Origin of the sequence: Marinomonas gallaica (genome assembly GCF_049821165.1) — a bacterium.
GTDB lineage: Bacteria > Pseudomonadota > Gammaproteobacteria > Pseudomonadales > Marinomonadaceae > Marinomonas > Marinomonas gallaica.
Genome location: NZ_CP187511.1, coordinates 1,554,780 through 1,575,155 on the forward strand (window position 1 = coordinate 1,554,780; position 20,376 = coordinate 1,575,155).

At 45.0% G+C, this 20,376-nt stretch carries 18 protein-coding genes and 6 tRNA genes; 7 read left to right on the forward strand and 17 right to left on the reverse strand.

Annotated elements, in window-relative coordinates; genetic code table 11:
* Window positions 1-21 precede the first annotated feature (21 nt).
* Window positions 22-2,616, forward strand: a complete 2,595-nt coding sequence (gene clpB, locus ACPUEK_RS07270; RefSeq protein WP_067223837.1) for an ATP-dependent chaperone ClpB — start codon at window positions 22-24, stop codon at window positions 2,614-2,616.
* 99 nt (window positions 2,617-2,715) lie between these two features.
* Here clpB and ACPUEK_RS07275 read toward each other — a convergent pair whose 3' ends face one another.
* The 14 genes from ACPUEK_RS07275 to ACPUEK_RS07340 form a co-directional block, all read right to left on the reverse strand.
* Window positions 2,716-3,369: a TIGR04219 family outer membrane beta-barrel protein gene (locus tag ACPUEK_RS07275; RefSeq protein ID WP_425642796.1), complete on the reverse strand. Its 654-nt coding sequence runs from the start codon at window positions 3,367-3,369 to the stop codon at window positions 2,716-2,718.
* 106 nt (window positions 3,370-3,475) lie between these two features.
* Window positions 3,476-3,550, reverse strand: a tRNA-Gln gene (locus ACPUEK_RS07280).
* A gap of 55 nt (window positions 3,551-3,605) precedes the next feature.
* Window positions 3,606-3,680 (reverse strand) — tRNA-Gln (locus ACPUEK_RS07285).
* Between the two features lie 12 nt (window positions 3,681-3,692).
* Window positions 3,693-3,769 (reverse strand) — tRNA-Met (locus ACPUEK_RS07290).
* Window positions 3,770-3,789: 20 nt separating this feature from the next.
* Window positions 3,790-3,864: transfer RNA gene (locus ACPUEK_RS07295), tRNA-Gln, on the reverse strand.
* Window positions 3,865-3,876: 12 nt separating this feature from the next.
* Window positions 3,877-3,953, reverse strand: a tRNA-Met gene (locus tag ACPUEK_RS07300).
* An 11-nt stretch (window positions 3,954-3,964) separates the two neighbouring features.
* A tRNA-Gln gene (locus ACPUEK_RS07305) sits at window positions 3,965-4,039 on the reverse strand.
* A 104-nt stretch (window positions 4,040-4,143) separates the two neighbouring features.
* The gene (gene ychF, locus ACPUEK_RS07310; protein ID WP_067030615.1) at window positions 4,144-5,235 is read right to left on the reverse strand and encodes a redox-regulated ATPase YchF; all 1,092 of its coding nucleotides are present in this window, start codon (window positions 5,233-5,235) and stop codon (window positions 4,144-4,146) included.
* A gap of 23 nt (window positions 5,236-5,258) precedes the next feature.
* Window positions 5,259-5,843 (reverse strand): aminoacyl-tRNA hydrolase, encoded by a 585-nt coding sequence (gene pth / locus ACPUEK_RS07315; protein WP_067223587.1) that lies wholly within the window; start codon window positions 5,841-5,843, stop codon window positions 5,259-5,261.
* Between the two features lie 16 nt (window positions 5,844-5,859).
* The gene (locus ACPUEK_RS07320) at window positions 5,860-6,438 is read right to left on the reverse strand and encodes a 50S ribosomal protein L25/general stress protein Ctc (protein WP_067030609.1); all 579 of its coding nucleotides are present in this window, start codon (window positions 6,436-6,438) and stop codon (window positions 5,860-5,862) included.
* Window positions 6,439-6,505: 67 nt separating this feature from the next.
* Window positions 6,506-7,453: a ribose-phosphate diphosphokinase gene (locus ACPUEK_RS07325; RefSeq protein ID WP_067030606.1), complete on the reverse strand. Its 948-nt coding sequence runs from the start codon at window positions 7,451-7,453 to the stop codon at window positions 6,506-6,508.
* A gap of 56 nt (window positions 7,454-7,509) precedes the next feature.
* On the reverse strand, window positions 7,510-8,370 hold the full coding sequence (gene ispE, locus ACPUEK_RS07330) for a 4-(cytidine 5'-diphospho)-2-C-methyl-D-erythritol kinase (protein ID WP_425642797.1): 861 nt from the start codon (window positions 8,368-8,370) through the stop codon (window positions 7,510-7,512).
* Window positions 8,367-8,948, reverse strand: coding sequence for a lipoprotein insertase outer membrane protein LolB (gene lolB, locus ACPUEK_RS07335; RefSeq protein WP_425642798.1), 582 nt, complete (start codon window positions 8,946-8,948; stop codon window positions 8,367-8,369). The genes ispE and lolB overlap by 4 nt, the downstream gene beginning before the upstream one ends.
* Window positions 8,949-8,957: 9 nt before the next feature.
* Window positions 8,958-10,688 carry a tetratricopeptide repeat protein gene (locus tag ACPUEK_RS07340; RefSeq protein ID WP_425642799.1) on the reverse strand — a complete coding sequence of 577 codons (1,731 nt, stop codon included), beginning with the start codon at window positions 10,686-10,688 and terminating at the stop codon, window positions 8,958-8,960.
* 238 nt (window positions 10,689-10,926) lie between these two features.
* Between ACPUEK_RS07340 and hemA the strand changes: the two genes are divergently transcribed.
* Genes hemA through prmC form a run of 3 tightly spaced genes read left to right on the forward strand, consistent with a single transcriptional unit; the run spans window position 10,927 to window position 14,154 of the window.
* Window positions 10,927-12,201, forward strand: coding sequence for a glutamyl-tRNA reductase (hemA, locus tag ACPUEK_RS07345; RefSeq protein WP_067223601.1), 1,275 nt, complete (start codon window positions 10,927-10,929; stop codon window positions 12,199-12,201).
* Window positions 12,198-13,286 carry a peptide chain release factor 1 gene (gene prfA / locus ACPUEK_RS07350; protein ID WP_067030594.1) on the forward strand — a complete coding sequence of 363 codons (1,089 nt, stop codon included), beginning with the start codon at window positions 12,198-12,200 and terminating at the stop codon, window positions 13,284-13,286. Before hemA ends, prfA begins: the two co-directional genes overlap by 4 nt.
* A gap of 31 nt (window positions 13,287-13,317) precedes the next feature.
* A complete protein-coding gene (gene prmC, locus ACPUEK_RS07355; protein ID WP_425642800.1) occupies window positions 13,318-14,154 on the forward strand; it encodes a peptide chain release factor N(5)-glutamine methyltransferase in 837 nt (278 codons plus the stop codon).
* A 4-nt stretch (window positions 14,155-14,158) separates the two neighbouring features.
* Here prmC and yaaA read toward each other — a convergent pair whose 3' ends face one another.
* On the reverse strand, window positions 14,159-14,935 hold the full coding sequence (gene yaaA / locus ACPUEK_RS07360) for a peroxide stress protein YaaA (RefSeq protein ID WP_067030591.1): 777 nt from the start codon (window positions 14,933-14,935) through the stop codon (window positions 14,159-14,161).
* An 89-nt stretch (window positions 14,936-15,024) separates the two neighbouring features.
* Between yaaA and ACPUEK_RS07365 the strand changes: the two genes are divergently transcribed.
* The 3 genes from ACPUEK_RS07365 (at window position 15,025) to ACPUEK_RS07375 (ending at window position 17,864) form a co-directional block, all read left to right on the forward strand.
* On the forward strand, window positions 15,025-15,231 hold the full coding sequence (locus ACPUEK_RS07365) for a hypothetical protein (RefSeq protein ID WP_067030589.1): 207 nt from the start codon (window positions 15,025-15,027) through the stop codon (window positions 15,229-15,231).
* A gap of 27 nt (window positions 15,232-15,258) precedes the next feature.
* Window positions 15,259-16,176 (forward strand): hypothetical protein, encoded by a 918-nt coding sequence (locus tag ACPUEK_RS07370; protein ID WP_425642801.1) that lies wholly within the window; start codon window positions 15,259-15,261, stop codon window positions 16,174-16,176.
* Window positions 16,177-16,316: 140 nt separating this feature from the next.
* Window positions 16,317-17,864: a methyl-accepting chemotaxis protein gene (locus ACPUEK_RS07375; RefSeq protein ID WP_425642802.1), complete on the forward strand. Its 1,548-nt coding sequence runs from the start codon at window positions 16,317-16,319 to the stop codon at window positions 17,862-17,864.
* 56 nt (window positions 17,865-17,920) lie between these two features.
* On the opposite strand, the gene ACPUEK_RS07380 is transcribed toward ACPUEK_RS07375, so the two are convergent.
* On the reverse strand, window positions 17,921-19,153 hold the full coding sequence (locus tag ACPUEK_RS07380; protein WP_417504659.1) for a heme biosynthesis HemY N-terminal domain-containing protein: 1,233 nt from the start codon (window positions 19,151-19,153) through the stop codon (window positions 17,921-17,923).
* Window positions 19,150-20,376 carry a uroporphyrinogen-III C-methyltransferase gene (locus ACPUEK_RS07385; protein ID WP_425642803.1) on the reverse strand — a complete coding sequence of 409 codons (1,227 nt, stop codon included), beginning with the start codon at window positions 20,374-20,376 and terminating at the stop codon, window positions 19,150-19,152. The genes ACPUEK_RS07380 and ACPUEK_RS07385 overlap by 4 nt, the downstream gene beginning before the upstream one ends.

Here is a 20,376-nt window from a genome sequence, read left to right on the forward strand (position 1 = left end):
GTCGATTCCTCGGAGGTCAATATGCGAATTGATAGATTAACCAGTAAATTACAAGTAGCCCTTTCTGATGCACAGTCTGTGGCACTTGGACACGACCATTCATATATTGAATCGGCCCATTTGTTAACGGCCTTGTTGGACCAACAAGGTGGTGGAACACGTCCTATTTTGCAGCAGGCGGGTGTTAATGTTGCGAAGTTTCGAGAAGAGCTCAATGCTATTTTAGAACGTATGCCAAAAGTGAATAATCACGATGGCAATGTTCAAATGTCACCCGAGCTGGGGCGCTTATTAAACTTAGCGGACAAAGAAGCTCAGAAGCGTAAAGATCAATATATCTCGTCTGAGTTACTGCTACTGGCCATATTTGATGGCAAAGACGACGTAACGAAAGCATTAAAAGCGACTGGTGTGACGAAGGCAGACATCGCCTCTGTGGTCGATTCTGTTCGCGGCGGCGATGCGGTAAACGATCCGAATGCTGAAGAGAATAGACAGTCATTGGATAAATTTACGGTTGATTTAACCGCACGCGCTGCGGAAGGTAAGCTGGATCCTGTTATTGGCCGTGATGATGAAATTCGTCGTACGATTCAAGTGCTGCAGCGTCGCCGTAAAAACAACCCTGTGCTTATTGGTGAGCCTGGAGTGGGTAAGACTGCGATCGTTGAAGGGCTGGCTCAGCGCATCATCAATGGTGAGGTACCGGAAGGGCTAAAGAATAAGCGTGTATTGTCTTTGGACATGGCGGCTTTGATTGCAGGTGCCAAGTATCGAGGTGAGTTTGAGGAGCGTTTAAAAGGGGTTTTGAACGAATTATCTAAACAGGAAGGTCAAATCATTCTGTTTATCGATGAAATTCACACCATGGTTGGCGCTGGCAAATCGGAAGGCTCAATGGATGCCGGAAATATGCTGAAGCCTGCGTTGGCCCGAGGTGAACTGCACTGTGTGGGAGCAACGACACTGAATGAATATCGTCAATTCATTGAGAAAGATGCTGCCTTAGAGCGTCGTTTCCAAAAAGTGCTGGTTGAAGAGCCCAGTGTGCTTGATTCAATTGCCATTTTACGTGGTTTAAAAGAACGTTATGAAGTGCATCATGGTGTCGATATCACGGATTCTGCGATCATTGCGGCAGCTAAGCTATCGCAGCGCTACATTACAGATCGTCAATTACCGGATAAGGCCATTGATCTGATCGATGAGGCTGCCAGCCGCATTCGTATGGAAATGGATTCAAAACCTGAAGAAATGGATCGTCTTGAGCGACGTTTGATTCAGCTGAAAATTGAAAAAGAAGCGCTTAAGAAAGAAAAAGACAGGGCCTCTAAGCTGCGTCTTGAAGAGTTGGACGTTGAAATAGACTCTTTGCAAAAACAATTCTCAGATTTGGAAGAAATCTGGAATGCTGAAAAAGCGGCTGTACAAGGTGCTCAGAAATTAAAAGAGGAACTCGAATCGGTTCGTCATGAAATGGAAGAAGCACGACGTCAAGGTAATCTCGCGAAAATGTCAGAGCTTCAATATGGCGTTATTCCAATGCTAGAAGCCGAAATCGAAAAAGCAGCCTTGGCTGAAGAAAGTGAAACTGTGACGCAGTTGCTCAAGAATCGTGTGACAGAAGAGGAAATTGCGACGGTCGTGTCGCGTTGGACCGGTATTCCAGTAGATAAAATGCTAGAGGGTGAGCGTGATAAATTATTACGCATGGAAGATGCTTTGCATGAATCCGTTATTGGTCAAAACGAAGCGGTTAACGCGGTGTCGAATGCTGTGCGTCGATCTCGTTCTGGCTTAGCAGATCCTAATCGTCCCAACGGCTCTTTCTTGTTCCTTGGTCCAACTGGTGTGGGTAAAACTGAGCTGTGTAAATCGTTGGCGAAGTTCTTATTCGATACTGAGCATGCCATGGTGCGTGTTGATATGTCGGAATTTATGGAGAAGCATTCTGTCGCTCGTTTGATTGGCGCGCCTCCAGGCTATGTTGGCTACGAGGAAGGCGGTTACCTGACCGAAGCTGTTCGTCGTCGTCCATACTCAGTGTTGTTGCTGGATGAGGTTGAGAAAGCGCATCCAGATGTGTTTAACATTCTTTTGCAGGTATTAGATGATGGGCGTCTTACTGATGGGCAAGGCCGAACCGTCGATTTTCGTAATACGGTTATTGTGATGACCTCTAACTTGGGTTCAGACGTTATTCAGGAATATCGAGGCAACGATGAGTACCAAGCCATCAAGAGTAAAGTGATGGAAGTGGTGGGGCAGCATTTCCGTCCTGAATTCATTAACCGTATTGATGAAACTGTTGTCTTCCACCCATTAATGCAGTCGCAGATTAAAGGGATTGCTAAGATCCAGCTAGCGCATCTTAATGAGCGTCTAGTTGAAATGGGGATGACGATGAATTTAAGTGACGCTGCGATGGAGCGTTTAGCCGAAGTCGGGTATGACCCTATTTACGGTGCACGTCCATTGAAGCGTGCTATTCAGCAGTGGATTGAAAACCCTCTGGCCAATGAATTGCTTGCAGGCAAGTTTGTTGCTGGGGATTTGATTAAGGTGGATGTGGAAGGAGAAGAGATGACATTTGAGGCGTTGAAAGAGTCACTCTAAAACACGCTGATTTCACTTAAAAATCACTTGAAATGAAAAAAGCCAGCTCTCATTGAGCTGGCTTTTTTATATCTTTGTGTCGCGCATTAGAAAAGATGCTTAGAAATCAGCAAAGACACCTACGAAGAAGCCATCAAACTCGATCTCAGAGTCGATGCTGCCTTCATCGATGTCGAAGTTGGCATTACGGTAACCGCCTTCTAAGCCCACCACAAACGGTGATTGGTACTTAATTTTAAACGTTGTATCACTGATGCTTGAATCGCCAGCGGAAAGTGCTTTGATTTCACCACCGATTTGAATAGGGAGCGTTGGAATAGTGAAGTAAGCCGATAAGTAGCCTGTTGGTAGAACAACGCTTTCTGAGGTAGTGTTGCTATTCACGCGGGCATCAATGTCCATATCGCGAATAGAGATGCCGACATCTAGGTCTATCCATGCAAGGCCGTCGAGAATTTCATAATAAAGTGTGTAATCTGTGCTATCGACTTTCATATCTACACTGCTGCTTCTACCTTCCATTGAAGAGCCTTGTAGGCGTACATTTGGAATAAGCGGCACTGGGTGTTCAAAAGCGATGCCGTAATAGGTGTCATCTTCACCAGAAAAATCAACGTCAGCTGTTTGGTTATTGATTCGACCATCAAATGATACATCTGGTGAGAATTGGCCAACTTCTGCTGTTAGGCCCAAAATATCGGCGTGAGCGGTGCTTGCTAGAATTAAAGTAGAAGCAATCAGAGCTTTCTTCATGAAAGGAATCCCTTTTTCGATTTAGGTTTCAGTGGATTATATAGAAGCCGATCAAAAAAGCTAAGGAAGAGTGCAGAAGTTTGAGCTTTAAACAGAGAGTGCCTAATGGCTGGGGTAGCTGGATTCGAACCAACGCATGACGAGATCAAAACCCGTTGCCTTACCGCTTGGCTATACCCCATCAGGACGAGAGATCGTACTAACCAGTAGAGCTGTGTATTTTAGGAAATAACTGATGGCTGGGGTAGCTGGATTCGAACCAACGCATGACGAGATCAAAACCCGTTGCCTTACCGCTTGGCTATACCCCAATACATCAATATTGGTGGCTATGACTAGATTCGAACTAGTGACCCCATCATTATGAGTGATGTGCTCTAACCAACTGAGCTACATAGCCTTTCCTAAATTGTATTTTAATGGCTGGGGTAGCTGGATTCGAACCAACGCATGACGAGATCAAAACCCGTTGCCTTACCGCTTGGCTATACCCCAATACATTAAAATTGGTGGCTATGACTAGATTCGAACTAGTGACCCCATCATTATGAGTGATGTGCTCTAACCAACTGAGCTACATAGCCTTTTGAGAGATTGGCTGGGGTAGCTGGATTCGAACCAACGCATGACGAGATCAAAACCCGTTGCCTTACCGCTTGGCTATACCCCAACATTCTCTCAACACAGACATTTTGAAACGTTGCTTCGCTGTGTCTGTGGCGCGATATTATTCACATAACCCGTTAATGGGTCAAGGGTTATTTTTAAAAAAAGTTAAACATTAAATCGGAAGTGCATCACGTCGCCATCTTTGACGATGTATTCTTTACCTTCTAGGCGCCATTTGCCTGCTTCTTTCGCACCGCTTTCACCTTTGTATTGGATGAAATCGTTGTATGCAACAACTTCTGCACGAATAAAGCCTTTCTCGAAGTCTGTGTGGATCACACCTGCCGCTTGAGGGCCTGTTGCACCTTGTTTAACGGTCCAAGCACGCACTTCCTTAACGCCTGCTGTAAAGTAGGTCTGCAGGCCCAGTAGTTCATAGCCTGCACGAATCACTCGATCTAAGCCGGGTTCTTCCATGCCCATTTCATCCAAGAACTCTTGCATTTCCTCTGTATCCAACTCAGAAATTTCCGCTTCAAGTTGGTTGCAAATAGGCACAACCATGGCGCCTTCAGCTTCGGCGATTTCACGAACGACGTCTAGGTGAGGGTTATTTTCAAAGCCATCTTCAGCCACATTGGCTATGTACATCGTCGGTTTAGTGGTCAAAAGATGCAGTTGTTTTACGGCTTTCTTTTCATCGTCTGAGAGTGACATCGCGCGAACAGGTAGACCGTCTTCTAAGTGGGCTTTGATGCGTTCTAGAAACTCTTTGTGCGCGATGGCTTCTTTATTGCCGCTTTTCGCGTTTTTCGCTGTGCGGAACAGTTGTTTATCGATCGATTCGATATCGGCGAAAATTAGCTCAAGGTTAATCACTTCGATGTCTAGTTTCGGATTAACGTGATTGGAAACGTGGATTACGTTTTCGTCTTCGAAGCAGCGAACAACATGAGCAATGGCGTCTGTTTCGCGAATGTTTGCTAGAAACTTGTTGCCTAGGCCTTCGCCTTTTGATGCGCCTTCGACTAAGCCTGCAATGTCTACGAACTCCATGGTCGTAGCCAATACGCGTTCAGGCTTCACAATTTCAGCTAATGCATCCAAGCGAGGATCAGGCATGGCCACGACACCTGCGTTGGGTTCAATCGTACAGAAAGGGAAGTTTTCAGCGCCGATGCCGGCTTTTGTGAGTGCGTTGAACAGAGTTGATTTGCCGACGTTTGGTAAGCCGACGATACCGCAATTAAAGCCCATATTAGATTCCTAAAGCTGGTAGTTTATGCTTTAAAACTATGAAGATGGTTCATTACACTGCTCCAATTATCCGCAATAATGTCGGTATGGTAGCGTAGTGACTCATCGATGGTTTGTTCGATTTTTTGGTATTCATCGCTGGGCGCTTTTTTGAGCACGTAGCTTGCCACTTGGCTTGCATGTCCAGGATGACCTATACCGATGCGGACGCGACCAAAGTCTCGGTTATTACCGAGTTTGCTAATGATATCTTTAAGGCCATTATGACCCCCGTGGCCACCGCTTTTTTTAAGCTTTACAGTGCCTGGAGCGATATCAAGCTCGTCGTGTACGACTAGAACTTCTTGAGGGGATATTTTATAGAATTGACAGACGGCTTGAACTGCTTTGCCGCTTAAATTCATATAGGTCGTAGGAATAAGGAGGTAGCATTCCTGCCCACCTATAAAAACTTTGCCGAACTGACCGAAGAATTTCTTTTCAGTTCGAAGAGAGCACTGACTCATGCGAGCCAGTGCTTCTATCCATTGTGCGCCAGCATTGTGGCGGGTATTTTCATATTCTGAACCTGGGTTACCCAAGCCAACGAGTAATCTAAAACCTGCCACAGACTTGCCTCAATGATTAGCGCTTAGCTTTACCGATACGAGCGATAGGTTGGTCGTGATCTTCGCCTTTAAGCAAAGCAACCAATTCAACGCCTTCTGGAAGTTGAGCATCAGAAAGGTGGAAGATTTGACCAAGTTGACCGTCAATAGCGTCAATGATCAAAGCAGCTGGAAGGTCTTTTGGAAGACAACGAACTTCAGCAAGTTTCGCTTCAACTTGTAGACGACCACCTTGAGATTTAACACCTTCAGATTTAGAAGCGTTAACGAAGCTTAGTGGCACTCGTGTAACGATTTTAGTTTCTGATTCAACGCGTAGTAGGTCGATGTGCATAACATCGCCAGTTGCTGGGTGACGTTGTAGAGACTTAACGATTACTTCTTGCTCAGCACCATCAACAGATACTTTTACTACGGTAGTTAGAAAAGCGGCATCTTTAACGGCTTTTACTACTTCGTTACCTTTGAACGTAACAGACACAGGGTCAGCGTTGCCACCGTATACAACAGCAGGAACAAGACCTTGAAGACGAAGGCGGCGGCTCGCACCTTTACCTTCTTCGTTACGCACAGAAGCGTTTAGAACTACAGACATGTTAATATCCTAAAATAAAGTTAAGGTTGCCCAGAACTGCGACCCGTTCCGAGCGTAAATGTTTGGCTTAGGCCCCAAACATGGCACTGATTGACTCTTCGTTGCAGACGCGACGAACAGCCTCAGCCAAGATGTCTGACATAGACAGTTGGCGGATTTTCGGGCAATTCTGTGCTGCTTGAGTCAGTGGGATAGTGTCTGACACCACTAACTCGTCAAGAACAGAACTGCTAATGTTTTCAATAGCTTTGCCAGATAGGACAGGGTGAGTACAGTAAGCTAATACTTTTGCTGCACCATGTTCTTTAAGGGCTTTAGCTGCGGCACATAGTGTACCACCGGTATCGATCATATCGTCGACCAATACACAGGTTTTACCTTCTACATCGCCAATCAAGTGCATGATTTGTGCTTCGTTTGCACGTGGACGACGTTTGTCGATGATGGCCAAATCTGCATCATCCAGCATTTTTGCGAATGCGCGAGCACGGACAACACCACCAACATCCGGTGAAACAACCGTAATGTTTTCATGACCTTGGCGCTGTAGATCATCTAGCAACAGTGGTGTTGCATAAACGTTATCTACTGGAATGTCGAAGAAGCCCTGAATTTGATCTGCGTGTAGGTCTACCGTTAGTACACGGTTAATACCCACAGCAGAGATCATGTCTGCAACGACTTTGGCTGTAATCGGTACACGTGCTGAGCGAACACGACGATCTTGTCGTGCGTAACCGAAATATGGAATTACAGCGGTTACACGGGTAGCCGACGCACGACGCAGCGCATCAGCCATTACAATCAGTTCCATGAGGTTGTCATTACTTGGAGCGCAGGTTGATTGGATAATAAAAACGTCTTTACCACGCACGTTTTCGTTGATCTCAACCGTAATTTCTCCGTCGCTGAACTTTCCAACCGTAGCGTTGCCGATAGGAAGACCTAGACGGCGAACGACCCTGCGAGCGAGTTCAGGGTTGGCATTACCGGTAAAAACCATCAACTTGGACACTGTGTATACCCTTTGTATTTATAGCGATGAAAAATAGACTGGCGTTTTATTCAGCATTAAGTATGCTGAGATGCAATCCACTGGTTCAGTACGTCATGAGCAGGAGATGTATTGCATCCACGACAAACCCAAGTTTGCCACTTCTCAGGTGCGCAAGCTTCCACTCGCTTGGCTTCATCAATTGACTCGAATGCCAAAAACAAACACGCTCCGGTGCCAGTTAGTTTTGCGTCGCCAAATTGTGTGAGCCACAAAAATGCTTCATCTACTTCAGAATACAGTCTTCGCGCGACCTCTAGGCAATCGTTATGCCCTTCCAGTTTCAAGGCGTGCGATATTCTGATCGTAGGGGTGTCTCTTGTCAAATATTTATCGGTAAAAATTTGACCAGTTGGCACTTCGCAATTTGGCTTCAAGAGTAGGTAATATGGGGTTTTCGGGCTAGTTCGTGTTAATTTTTCGCCGATCCCTTCAGCAAATGCCGAATGCCCAAACACAAAGATAGGCACGTCCGCCCCCAGTTGTTTGCCCAGTTGTGCTAACGCCTCCAATGAAAAGTCGCATTTCCACAGTGTGTTGAGTGCCAACAGTGTCGTCGCAGCGTTACTGCTACCACCACCTATACCACCGCCCATCGGCAGGATTTTGCTAATGGAAATGGCGATACCTTGCTGTGTTTTCTTATGCGTTTCTAAAAGACGTGCGGCTTTTACGATTAAGTTATCTTCGTGATCGACACCGTTAATTTCAGGGGTAAGGCTAATATCAGGATTATCGGTAAGGGTGAAGCGTAACTCATCACATAAATCAATGAATTGAAACAAGGTTTGCAGTTCGTGATAGCCATCGTTTCGACGGCTTGTGATATGTAAAAATAAATTCAGCTTTGCTGGGGATGGCAGCGTGAGTGTCGTCATTGAACATTCCAGTCTGTAATGATCAAGTTAACCCGATATGGAGGGTGAGTAACCTGCATTTTTTGAGGTAATTTTAAATGCTCTAACTCAGTGAATTCTTTATAGGTAATGGTCCAGCCGTTTTGTAAAATTTGCTCGGGCGTGGTGCCATCTTGTTGATAAGTGATTTCCGCTGCGCTGTTAGGGGCGGCTAGCCCTCGAATCCAATATTGCACGCTGGTAACAGGGAAGTGCCAGCCTAGCTCATGGTAAAGCAAAGCATCAGCGCTCGGCCCGGTTAAATTTTTGTCATCGTAACTCAGACGCGACTCTTTGCCCGGAATACCTTCCAATCGCGTTGCACCTTGACCAAAAGGGCCGTAGATATTGAGTTCATAATGCTCAGGCGAGTGCTGCCAATTAAAGTTACCGGAGATTGCATCTTGCTCTGTACGAATGCCGACACGGCCTTCATTTTGCCACGCCATTATATCTTCGGCACGTTCTGGTAACGAGGCCTTAGGTGATGTTGGCGATAAGCTACAGCCAGCTAAAAAAGCGCTGGCCATAATACCAATAACCAAATGTTTGATTTTCATGGTGATTCCTTACGAGCCTAATAGTTCTGGCGCGTATTGTTCTAAAGTTTCGAGTAAAACTGGCAGCTTACGATTGTCTTTGAGTGCTTGTTGCCAGATCTTGATAGCGTTTTCTTGATCGTCAAGTTGCCATAGCACTTCGCCATAGTGGGCACCAATTTCAGCGTCTTGCATAACGTCCCATGACTGCGAAAGTAACGTTTCAGCTTGCTCCAAATTACCTTGAAGAAAATACGCCCACCCCATGCTGTCCATGATCGCAGCGTCAGTGCTGTCAAGGGCATAAGCTTTTTGTATTAATTGAAACGCCTGATCGAACTGCTCAGGGGATCGAACCATCATGGTGTAACCGAGCGCATTAATGTAAGACGGATCATTTGGATGCTTTTGATACAATATTGTAAGGTCTTGCAGCGCTAGAGGCCACTGTTGTTGCATATCGTAAGTAATGGCGCGTTTATAGCGTAGTCCGTCCGCTTCTGGGAATATTGGAAGGGCTCGAGTAAGCAAATCAATTGCTAAGTCAGGACGTTGGTTGTGTAGATGTAAGTCCGCAACACCGTTGATATGGCCGGGTTCTACATCGACCACAGCTCGTTTCAAAATAAAAGAGTTCACTTGTTCTGCTTGGTCAGCTGAATATAGCCATTGCACCAGAAGATGAGAAGCCTCCCAGCTGAGTTTACCAAATACATTTAATAGGCTCTTTAAAGCATCATTGTAATGCTCTGCTTGATGTTGAGCATTCGCTAATATAAACAATAAGTCATCACGTAAGTTGCCATGTTTTGGCAGTTCGGAAATTAACTTAATGGCAAGCTCAGGTTGATTTTTTTGCATTAGCAATTGGGCGATAGCAATACCAATTTGTTGTTGTAAATAAGGGGAAAACTGAGCCTCAGAAAACGTTGATAATGCAGTTTGATACTGATCATTCTTGATAAGTATCTCTAGATAATTTGCCATCATTCGTTGGCTTTCAGGGAAAGCTTTCAGTCCTTGTTTGAGAGTCTCTTGAGCGCTGTCTATCAACCCTGATTGCTCTTCACTGACTGCTTTTATAATGATTAGCCCTTCTTGTTCTGTTTCTGGAGTGAGTTCAATTAACGGTGCAATATTGTCGAGTATGTATTGATATTTTCCGTTGATGAAATGGACATGAAATAAGGCAATTTTAACAAACAGATCGGAGGTTAATTCTGGGCCACTTAGAAGGCTCTCTAAATGAGTTGTGATGTTGTCGTGACGGATGTTTTGGTCCACAAAGCTAGGCAGAAAGCTCAATGAAATATTGTTTTTCTTGGCTTTTAGTAGCAGCGCTTTTGCTTCGTCCAGTGCCCCTACGCTTAACTGAGCTTGCATTAAAATAGGGTAGGCTTGAGAGGCGTTCGGCTCAAGTGTTAGCCATCGAGAGCTGGCTTTGAGTACCGCTTGACTGTCTTCACTCATCATGGCTGTTGAAGTGGCACGTTTGGCGATCTCTACATCTGTGCTTTGCTCAGCTAAATCTAAATACAGTGCCGTGGCAGACTCACTGCCTTGACGTTGCAAAGCAAACTCAGCGCTCAGTAGTTGTTCCAGTTGCTCCGCATGCTTGGATTTTGCTACCGGTGCCCAGCGGTTATCCGCGATTGGCGCGGTATGCGAATTTGAAATGGATGAGCAGGCGCTGACAGATAGGCCGAATGCCATCGTAATAAAAGCTCGTTTAATCGATACCGCGTATTGCATTCGTTGCATAAGTGTCTGCCTTATTTGGCTAAAATCATATCCTAGTTACTATGGTAGCGCTGCTATAGAGGTGTTGTCAGCCTAATAAACGGTGCATGATTGTAAGGAATTGACATATTTATTGATTTGATGGGGTGCGAAGAGCTAAAAATTCCACTTATAATAGGGGCATTTAATCATGTGTCAGAATACTAGGCATATATCTGCCAACATCTGTTCGATCTCAAGTCGTGAGAAGAGTTCCTGAATGCCGCTAATTGCTGTGGGTGTAAACCACAAAACTGCACCAGTATCTATTCGAGAGAAAATTTCGTTTGCCCCTGAGAAAATGGTTGAGGCGCTCAATTCACTTGTGTCTGACGCTCAAGCAAAAGAGGCGGTGATTGTTTCTACCTGTAACCGTACCGAGTTGTACTGTGCTATAGATGGTGAATCTGATGCCGAAAAAATCATTGATTGGTTAGGACGTTATCATCACGTTGAGCCTGCTGAGCTAGGGCGTTTCTGTTATACACATGTAGGTGACGAAGGTGTGCGCCATGTTATGCGCGTGGCATCAGGATTGGATTCTTTGATTTTAGGTGAGCCTCAGATTCTTGGTCAAGTAAAGTCTGCCTATGCGGTCTCTCAAGAAGGTAAGTGTATTGGCTCCGAGCTTCAGAGTTTATTTCAGCAGACGTTCTCCGTTGCAAAGCGCGTACGAACGGATACGGCAATAGGAGAAAACCCTGTGTCGATCGCCTTTGCGGCGGTCAGTTTAGCGCAACGGATATTTGCTGATGTGAAGCGCAGTACGGCGCTTTTGATAGGCGCCGGCCAGACCATTGAACTGGTTGCGCGTCACTTAAAAGAAGCCGGCATAAAGCGTATTATTGTCGCCAACCGTACACTTGAGCGCGCCCAAATTCTTGCTGATGAGTTGGGTGCTGAAGCCATATTGTTAGGTGATATTACCGATTTTCTGCATCAAGCAGACATCGTTATTTCCTCTACTGCCAGCCAGCTACCGATTATCGGTAAAGGAATGATTGAGCGTGCGACAAATAAACGTCGACATAAACCGATGTTATTGGTTGATATTGCGGTGCCTCGAGACATCGAGCCGGAAGTGCAGGAAGTTGAAGATGCGTATTTGTACACAGTCGATGACCTTCACTCTGTTATTGAGGAAAACGTTCGAGCACGTCAAGACGCTGCCGAAGCCGCTGAAAAAATCATCGAGCAAGGTATTGATGAGTTTAGGCGCAAACAAGAGTCTCGCAAAGTTGCTGATCTAATTGTAAGCTACCGCGCCCAAGCAGAATTAATAAAACAGTCCGAATTAGAGCGAGCATTGAAAAGTTTAGAGTCAGGACAGACTCCAGAACAGGTGGTTGCTAAATTAGCCCATGGATTGATGAATAAACTGATCCATTCCCCAACCCAGTATTTACGCCAAGCGGGTGCCGAAGCTGATCAAGAAGCTTTGCAGCGAGCTGCCGAGGTGTTGGGCATAACCGATACGAAAGAATCCTTAGAATGAAAGAATCGATTAAATTTAAGTTAGAGAGCTTATCTGAGCGTTACGAAGAGTTGGCAGCGTTACTCAGTGAAGCGGAAGTAATTATGGATCAAGATTTGTTCCGTAATTACAGTAAAGAGTACGCTGAGCTAGAGCCTGTCGTGAAATGCTTCTCAGAATATCAGCAGGTGTTGGAAAACATTGAAGAAGCGCAATTAATGCTGAGTGATGCTGACCCAGATATTAAAGAAATGGGCCAAGAAGAACTGAAAGCTGGACAGGCTCAAAGAGAACAATTGCTGTTAGACCTTCAGTTGCTTTTGCTGCCGAAAGACCCTAACGATGCGAAAAACGTATTCCTAGAAGTGCGTGCCGGAACCGGTGGTGATGAAGCGTCAATTTTTTCTGGTGACTTGTTTCGCATGTATTCTCGATATGCCGAAACACAGCGCTGGAAAGTAGAAATCGTCAGTGCTAGTGAAGGCGAGCACGGTGGTTACAAAGAAGTGATCGCACGTATTGTAGGTGATGGTGCTTACTCTAAATTGAAGTTTGAGTCCGGTGCGCACCGAGTGCAACGCGTACCTGCAACGGAATCTCAGGGCCGCATTCATACGTCTGCTTGTACCGTTGCGATTCTGCCTGAGATGGATGAAGTAGAAGCGATTAACATCAATAAAGCTGACCTTCGTGTTGATACTTTTCGCGCCTCTGGTGCGGGTGGTCAGCACGTCAACAAAACAGACTCCGCGATTCGTATTCTACACATTCCAACAGGAGTTGTAGTGGAATGTCAGGATGAGCGTTCGCAGCATAAGAACCGTGCTAAAGCCATGGCTTTACTGGCGTCGCGTTTACAAGCGGCAGAAGAAAGCAAGGCGGCTGCGGAGCAGTCAGAAGCGCGCCGTTCTTTGGTGGGCAGTGGTGATCGCTCTGAACGTATCCGTACTTATAATTACCCACAAGGCCGTGTCACGGATCACCGTATTAATCTGACGTTATACAAGTTAGATGAAATTGTTCAGGGTGACTTAGATGTACTGGTTAACCCTCTGATTAATGAGTATCAAGCTGAACAGCTTTCTGCTTTGAGTGGCGATAACTAATTCCTTTCTTTTGAGTGCACGCGAGACATCCATGACCATAGATTCTTTGCTTAAACTGGCTTATGGGCGACTCGCGTCGCAATCGGACACAGCACAGATAGATGCCCAATTATTGCTGGCGCATGTACTTGGCGTTTCTATAAGCTACTTTTTTACGTGGCCTGAAAAAGCTGTCTCGGATTCTGCGAGTGAGCAATTTGATACCTTGTTGGCTCGTCGTGAGCAGGGTGAGCCGATTGCATATATCTTGGGACAACAAGACTTCTGGACTCTGAGCTTAGAAACGTCAAAGCATACTTTGATTCCTAGAGCAGACACTGAGCGATTGGTTGAAGTGGCTTTGGAGCTACAGCCTAACGGTGTCAAGCGGGTTTTGGATCTTGGTACTGGCACGGGAGCGATTGCGTTAGCGTTAGCTTACGAATGGCGTTCTGCGGACGTAGTTGGGATTGACTTCCAGGCTCAAGCGGTTGCATTAGCTCAGCGAAACGCTGTCAAAAACAATATAAAGAATACTCGTTTTTTGCAAAGTGATTGGTTTTCAGCATTGGCCGATGAGCCTTTGTTTGATGTGATTGTCTCAAACCCGCCGTACATTGACCCAGAGGATCAGCATTTATCTCAAGGAGATGTGCGCTTTGAACCCATCACCGCTTTAGTCGCTGATGATCACGGTTTAGCAGATATAAGGCGAATCATAGATGGGGCTTTAGTGCATCTTGTTGGCGGAGGTTGGTTGATGTTTGAGCATGGCTATGACCAAGCTACAGCTGTACGACAGTTGTTTTCTGATAAAGCATTTAAAGACATTGCCACCTATCAAGATTTAGGTGGCAATGATCGAGTGACAATAGGACGTTTAGTCTAAGCGCTTAGTCTGTCACGCCTTCTGCCCTTGTGAATACAGGCTCTAAGGGCTTAGAGCGCTCTGCATCATAGCGATATCCGGCTAGATCGAAGCGTTTAATGTCTTCGATAGTCTCCGCGCCACTTTCGATTAAATAGCGCACCATTAGGCCACGGGCTTTTTTCGCATAAAAGCTAATCACCTTAAATTGACCGTTTTTCTCATCTAAGAAGTTCGGTGTAATGATCGTTTGCTTGATTGCTTTTTTATCGACCGCTTTAAAGTACTCATTTGAGGCTAGATTGACTAATAACTCGTCTTCTTCAAGTTCTTCTGATAGAGCGTTAGCGATTTGGCTGCCCCAAAAGTGGTAAAGGTTATCACCTTCGCTGTTCTTTAATTTCGTACCCATTTCGAGGCGGTAAGGCTGCATAAGGTCTAAAGGCTTAAGTAGACCATAGAGACCGCTTAGAATACGAAGATGAGATTGCGCGTAATGAATCTGTTTGGTGCTTAGTGAATAAGCATCGAGACCCGTGTAGACATCCCCCATAAACGTAAACAATGCTGGACGGCTATTGTTGACGTCATGCTGCTTTGACCAAGTTTGGTAGCGCTCGACGTTAAGCGTTGCTAATTTATCGCTCAGCTTCATTAATGAAGCAATGTCCGCTGGCGTGTAGGGTTTAATGGTTTTAATGAGTGATTGCGCTTGGTTTAAAAATCGCGGCTCGGAGTACTTCACATCAGGCGTTTTACTGTCTAAATCCAGTGTTTTCGCCGGAGAAATCAAATATTTCATTGTCTTACCTTGGCATAGCGTTGCGTTTTAATTAGATTATCCATAGAGTGTTAGTAGATATCCACTAATAGCCTTGATAGAGATATTGTATGAAGGATAACGTAATACCATTTCCGGTGCGGCCTAAATCGTGTAGCGATGATGGGGTGGTGGTAGCGGGTGTGGAGGAAAAGGCATCGGAACGCCAGTTAGATGAATTACGTCATGCGTTTGATGAAGCTCGAAAACTTTGGCCCTTAGAGCTTTCTGAGTTGCCTGAGCAGAACAGAATATGTGCCACATCACGTAAGCGGTAATAATAAAAACTTCAAGGAAGACGAACCTTGCTAACTTTTTTAGTTAAACACTCACTTGTGTGTATGTTTCTATGCGCCTTGCTTGGCTTTGCGTTTCCTGTTGCCTCGAACGCATTATTTCCATTTCTTCCGTACGTCTTATTCACCCTTATGCTGCTGACACTTATCGGAATGCCGATGGAGCAACTGATTAAGCGGCTTTGCCATCAGTCTATCTGGCTATACGCATTACTTCACAGCGCTTTTTTCATGACGATTTTTGCTGTTTGCGGTGTTTTGTTAGGTTTATCTGATGAGCTATTGTTGGCTGTTTTAGGCGTTGGGGCGACAGGCTCATTGTTTGCCACACCCGCTATTGTTCGAGCATTAGGTTATGATTCTCTTGAAGCGATGGCAATGACGATCGCTACGACTTTAATTTTACCTGTTGCCTTGTTTATTCCTATTCACTTCTTGCCTATGTCTCAAGGCAGTTTAGATTTTGTTACCTATGGCGTGCGGTTATTGATTTTTATCGTTGGGCCTATTTTGATTTCGTTTACTTTGCATCGTGTTGTACCTACAGAAACTCTGCAGCGCGCCTTATTGAAAGTGTCACCTTATACGATTTTGTTAGTGTTTGCGTTTCCTTTTGGTTTAATTGGCAGCTACCGAGGGCTGTGGAATGAAAGTATGCCGGAAGCCATAGTGTTTTTGTTAATCGCGGTTGCTTTAGTGTGTGTTTTCTTTGTCGTGACATTTATTTTTTATCGTCATCAAGGCATAGAAAAGTCGCTAACAGCTGCGATTACGTCTGGAAATCGCAATGTTTTACTTACCTATTCTATTGCTGGTGTTTTATTAGGCCCAGCTTTCCTTCCCCTTGCTGGTGCTATGCAAGTGCCAACCTATATTTTACCTGTGATCACTAGGCGGATTGCCCGCTATCTAAAAAATCGCTTATAAAATTTCTGACCATATATGCAAAATTACTAACCTTTGACTACGCTTCATTTAATTAATGTGCAAAGAAAGCAGACGATATTGCCTTTTGTTTTGGTTTATTTTGTGAATTACTTAATTTGTATAGTGGTCATGAGGGAATTATGAGAAAAAACCTACCTATCACTGATGTGGAAAGAGTTGTACCTAAAGGTGTTCGGTTGATTTCCACGACCGATCTCAAAGGCAAAATTACCTATTGTAACCAGGATTTTATTGATATCAGTGGGTTTGAGTATGAAGAACTTCTAGGATCTCCGCATAATTTAGTGCGTCACCCAGATATGCCTACAGAAGCATTTGATATTATGTGGAGCTATTTAAAAAGTGGTAAACCTTGGATGGGATTGGTTAAAAACCGCAGCAAAAATGGTGACTATTATTGGGTGGATGCTTATGTGACGCCTGTTACAGAAAAAGGGCAGGTAATAGGTTATGAATCTGTGCGTTCTACTCCGGATCGAAAGGATGTGGAGCGAGCTGAAAAGCTGTATCGTTCGATTCGAGAGGGCAAAAAAAGCTTAACCGTTCCTTTAAATATTGTTGTACCTAGTCTTGTTATGATTGCTTGGCTTGCGTCTTTGTCGATGTTTCTTATGGAGACACCCTACGCCATGGCTCCTGCTTTAGTGTCCTCGGTTTTGTTGGCGTTCTATTACAAGGTTACACAGAGGAAGATGTACCACAGTTTGCAGGCGTCTTTGAGTCATTCATTTACTCACCCCTTAGCCGCTAAAACCTATTCAGACCATAATACTGAGCTTGGTCAACTTGAAGTTGGTATTAAAAGCCAAGCGATGCATCTCGATACCGTACTAACGCGAATTGAGACGGAGTCGATGGAAGTATCGAAAAAATCAGAGCTCGGTTTAGAGCAAACGGACAGTTCGACGAAAAAAATTCAACAGCAACTCCATGAAACGCAAGAAGTCGCGGCCGCAATGCAGCAAATGACGGCCACTGTTTCGGATGTTTCTAAGCATGTTCAGCACACTGCACACAGTTCTGAGCAGGCCAAAAATTTGGCTTTAGAGGGTGGTAAAACACTTGGGGAAACCACCGTAGCAGTTCAAGAGCTGGCATCATTAGTCGAGCAGATCAGTGAGTCAGTGAGTCACTTATCAAAGCAATCAGAGAGTATTGCTGAGGTCGCTGTGATGATTGATCAAATAGCCGAACAAACGAATTTATTGGCTTTAAATGCGGCTATTGAGGCTGCACGAGCGGGAGAACATGGTCGTGGTTTTGCTGTTGTCGCCGATGAGGTGCGTCAGCTGGCTCAAAGAACTCAAGGTTCGACTCAAGAAATTCACAGTATTATTGAGCGTCTTCGCGGTGGTGCACACGACGCGGTAAAAGTGGCCAGCAATGGTCGCGAGAGTGCAAACGTAGGCTTACAGAAGATGTCAGACGCTCAAACATCTTTGCAAACCATTGTTTCAGCCGTTACGAATATTTCTGATATGTCGACGCAGATGGCCGCTGCAGTGGAAGAGCAGGCGCATGTCTCGGAAGATATTAATCAGCAATTAGTCAGAATCTCAGATCTAGCGAACGAGAGTAAAGATGAAGCGGAAGGGGCGATGCAGAGTATGATCACCTTAAGAGGCGTTGCTTCTGATATGCATGAACTGGTTGTTCGGTTTAAATAAGCACTTCAGTTATCTGAAAAGTAAAATGCCGAGCATCACTGCTCGGCATTCTTGTTTTAGTGAGGAAGCGGTAACGCTTTCATGGATAGGCTGTCATTATGAATGCGCTTTACGATAAGCTCTTGCGCCACATCAATATCGCCCATGGCTTTCAAAAGCATGCTCAGCTCAACAATGGCTTCCGAAGAAGCGTCAATGTGTAGTGCTTTTTCGTAGTAATCTCGGGCTTTGCCCCATAATTGCAAACGCTGACAAATTCGCCCGGCAGCTAGGTAGAGAGGGGCACTTTCAGGATGTCGGCGAATCCATGTCTCAGCATTGCTAAGCGATTTCTTCATAGATACATCTGTTAATTGACCGTATACACCGGCAAGCGCATCAGACCATTGGTCATTTAGTGACGAGCGAATGAAGGCTTCTGCCTTTTCTTCGCTGCCGAATTCGATCAGTGTGCTTGCATATAGAACTTGCATTTCATCGTCTTTGGCTAAAGCATCCAGTTTTTTCCAAATACCTTGAAGCTCACTCAAAAGGGTTTCTTTACTTTCACCTGTCTTTGCTCGGAAATGCAATTTTTCTAAAAGTGCTAGAAATGCATTTTTTTCAAGCTCTAATAGATTGCGGTCGTCAAAAATACCTTGTTTCTTAAGTGTTGGTGTCAGCTCTTGTAAAGCTTCCCAATCTTTCAGCTGAGTGTGTGCGGTTACTAGCATCTTAAGTGTTTGGCGGTGTTTTGGTTTCATACTGTGTAGGCGTTTTAGGGAAGCTAGAGCGCTTTCATAATGGCCTTGTTTTAACTGAAGTTGACTTTGTACAAAGCTGATAGCGAATTCAGCATCTGGTGATGTTTGGTGTGCTTTACGCAGTAGTTCTTTTGAGCGCTCATGCTCTTCTTGTTCGCTAGCCGCGTAGGCCGCACCAATGTAGTTTAGTAATGGGTAAGATACTTTGTTAGCAGACGTTGTAAGCAGCTTCTCTGCTTTGCCCCAATTACCACCAGCTAATTCAAGCATGCCTTTAATGGTAGATTTCAAGGCGCGCTTGTGAGAAAGCGTACCTGTCAATTTGGACAGGGATGAATTTGGGTGGAGTAGTACCCAAATGAACTTAAACAACACAACTGTTGCGACGTAGCCTACGATGACAAGTGTCAGCATTACCCATAGGCTCATCTCTAATGTTACGTCCTTGAAAGAGATCATAACGTAGCCAGGATCTTGCTTCATGATTAGCCCAATGGCGCCGCCAACCAGTAAGACAATAATGAGAGATAAGAGAATTTTTCTCATAGAGCTTGCTCCTCATTGCTGATTACAGGTGTATTGCCTTGTGTCTGCATGGGATTGGCTTTCCAGTTTTTCATCAAGTTTTTCATTGCTTGAAGTGAAGCACGAGGAAGCGGGACGTCAGGGTTCGGGTTCACTTGTTGCAACGATGTTAGTGTTGTCATAAATGCAATTGTTGACTGGGATGACGTATCAAAATGTTGATTAACGGTCGCAGCAACGCGGCTTAATGACTTTTCGTAGATCGCAGGTTCGCCTTTTAGAAGTGCAACTTGCGCGACATCAAGCTGTAATTGAATACCAGTGACTAGTTCTTGATATTCCGCTGGCGGTAACAGGGGTTTGATGGGCTTTTGGTTGTAATTAATAACGACCAAAGACTTCAGTCCTTGCCACGCTTCTGAAAACAATTGCTTGATTGCAGATGATGTTTTCACTTCAGCAGTCTGCGAGCTAGTCTCTGTTTGTTGCTCTTGCCATGCTTTTGATGGTTCACGCTGTGGTAGCTCGGCAACCTGGTCGTACAATGCAGAAAGCTGTAAATAGCGACCTTCTAGATCAAATGAGGCTACAGACTTTAATGCTTGTAAATCTTGGGCGATGGCTTTGCGAGTGTCGAACATCAACGGGTCTTCTAGGTCCGCAAGAATAGTGTCAGCGCTGCTTAATAGAGAAATTGTTCCCTTGGTATCTTTATCAAGTAGTAAGCGTTGATTTGCAAGGCGGATTAAATATTCTGCTTCGGCCAGCAACCAGTCGTTCTTATCAGCACTGCTTAGCTTGTTGATCTTGCTTGAAAGATCAACTAAGGCTTGCTCTGTCTGTGTTTTCACGCTGTTGGACTGTGCTTGTGTGTTGGCAAGCGCTTCATCAAAGTCGCTAATACGAGTAGTAAGCGAGGTATTACTTTCAACACGACGGTTAAGACGATTCACTTGTTGTTCAAGTGCAACCACTTTATTTTGGGCATCCGCTAAGGCCTGATTATCAGAGTTCATATATTGGCTCTGATAAAACTGCCAGCCACTTAAACCTAGCGCGGCAACGCCAGCGAGCAGTGCAATGGCAGGTAAAACTTTATTGCTTTTAGAGGCATCGTGAGTGCTGGTGACGTTGTGAGTATCACCATTGGGAGTAGAAACGCCCTCGCGTGAGGACTCTAAGGACGTAGAGTCTACGCTGTTTTCCGTGTTCTCGGTTAAAGCCTTTTCGTTTTTATCAGTCAT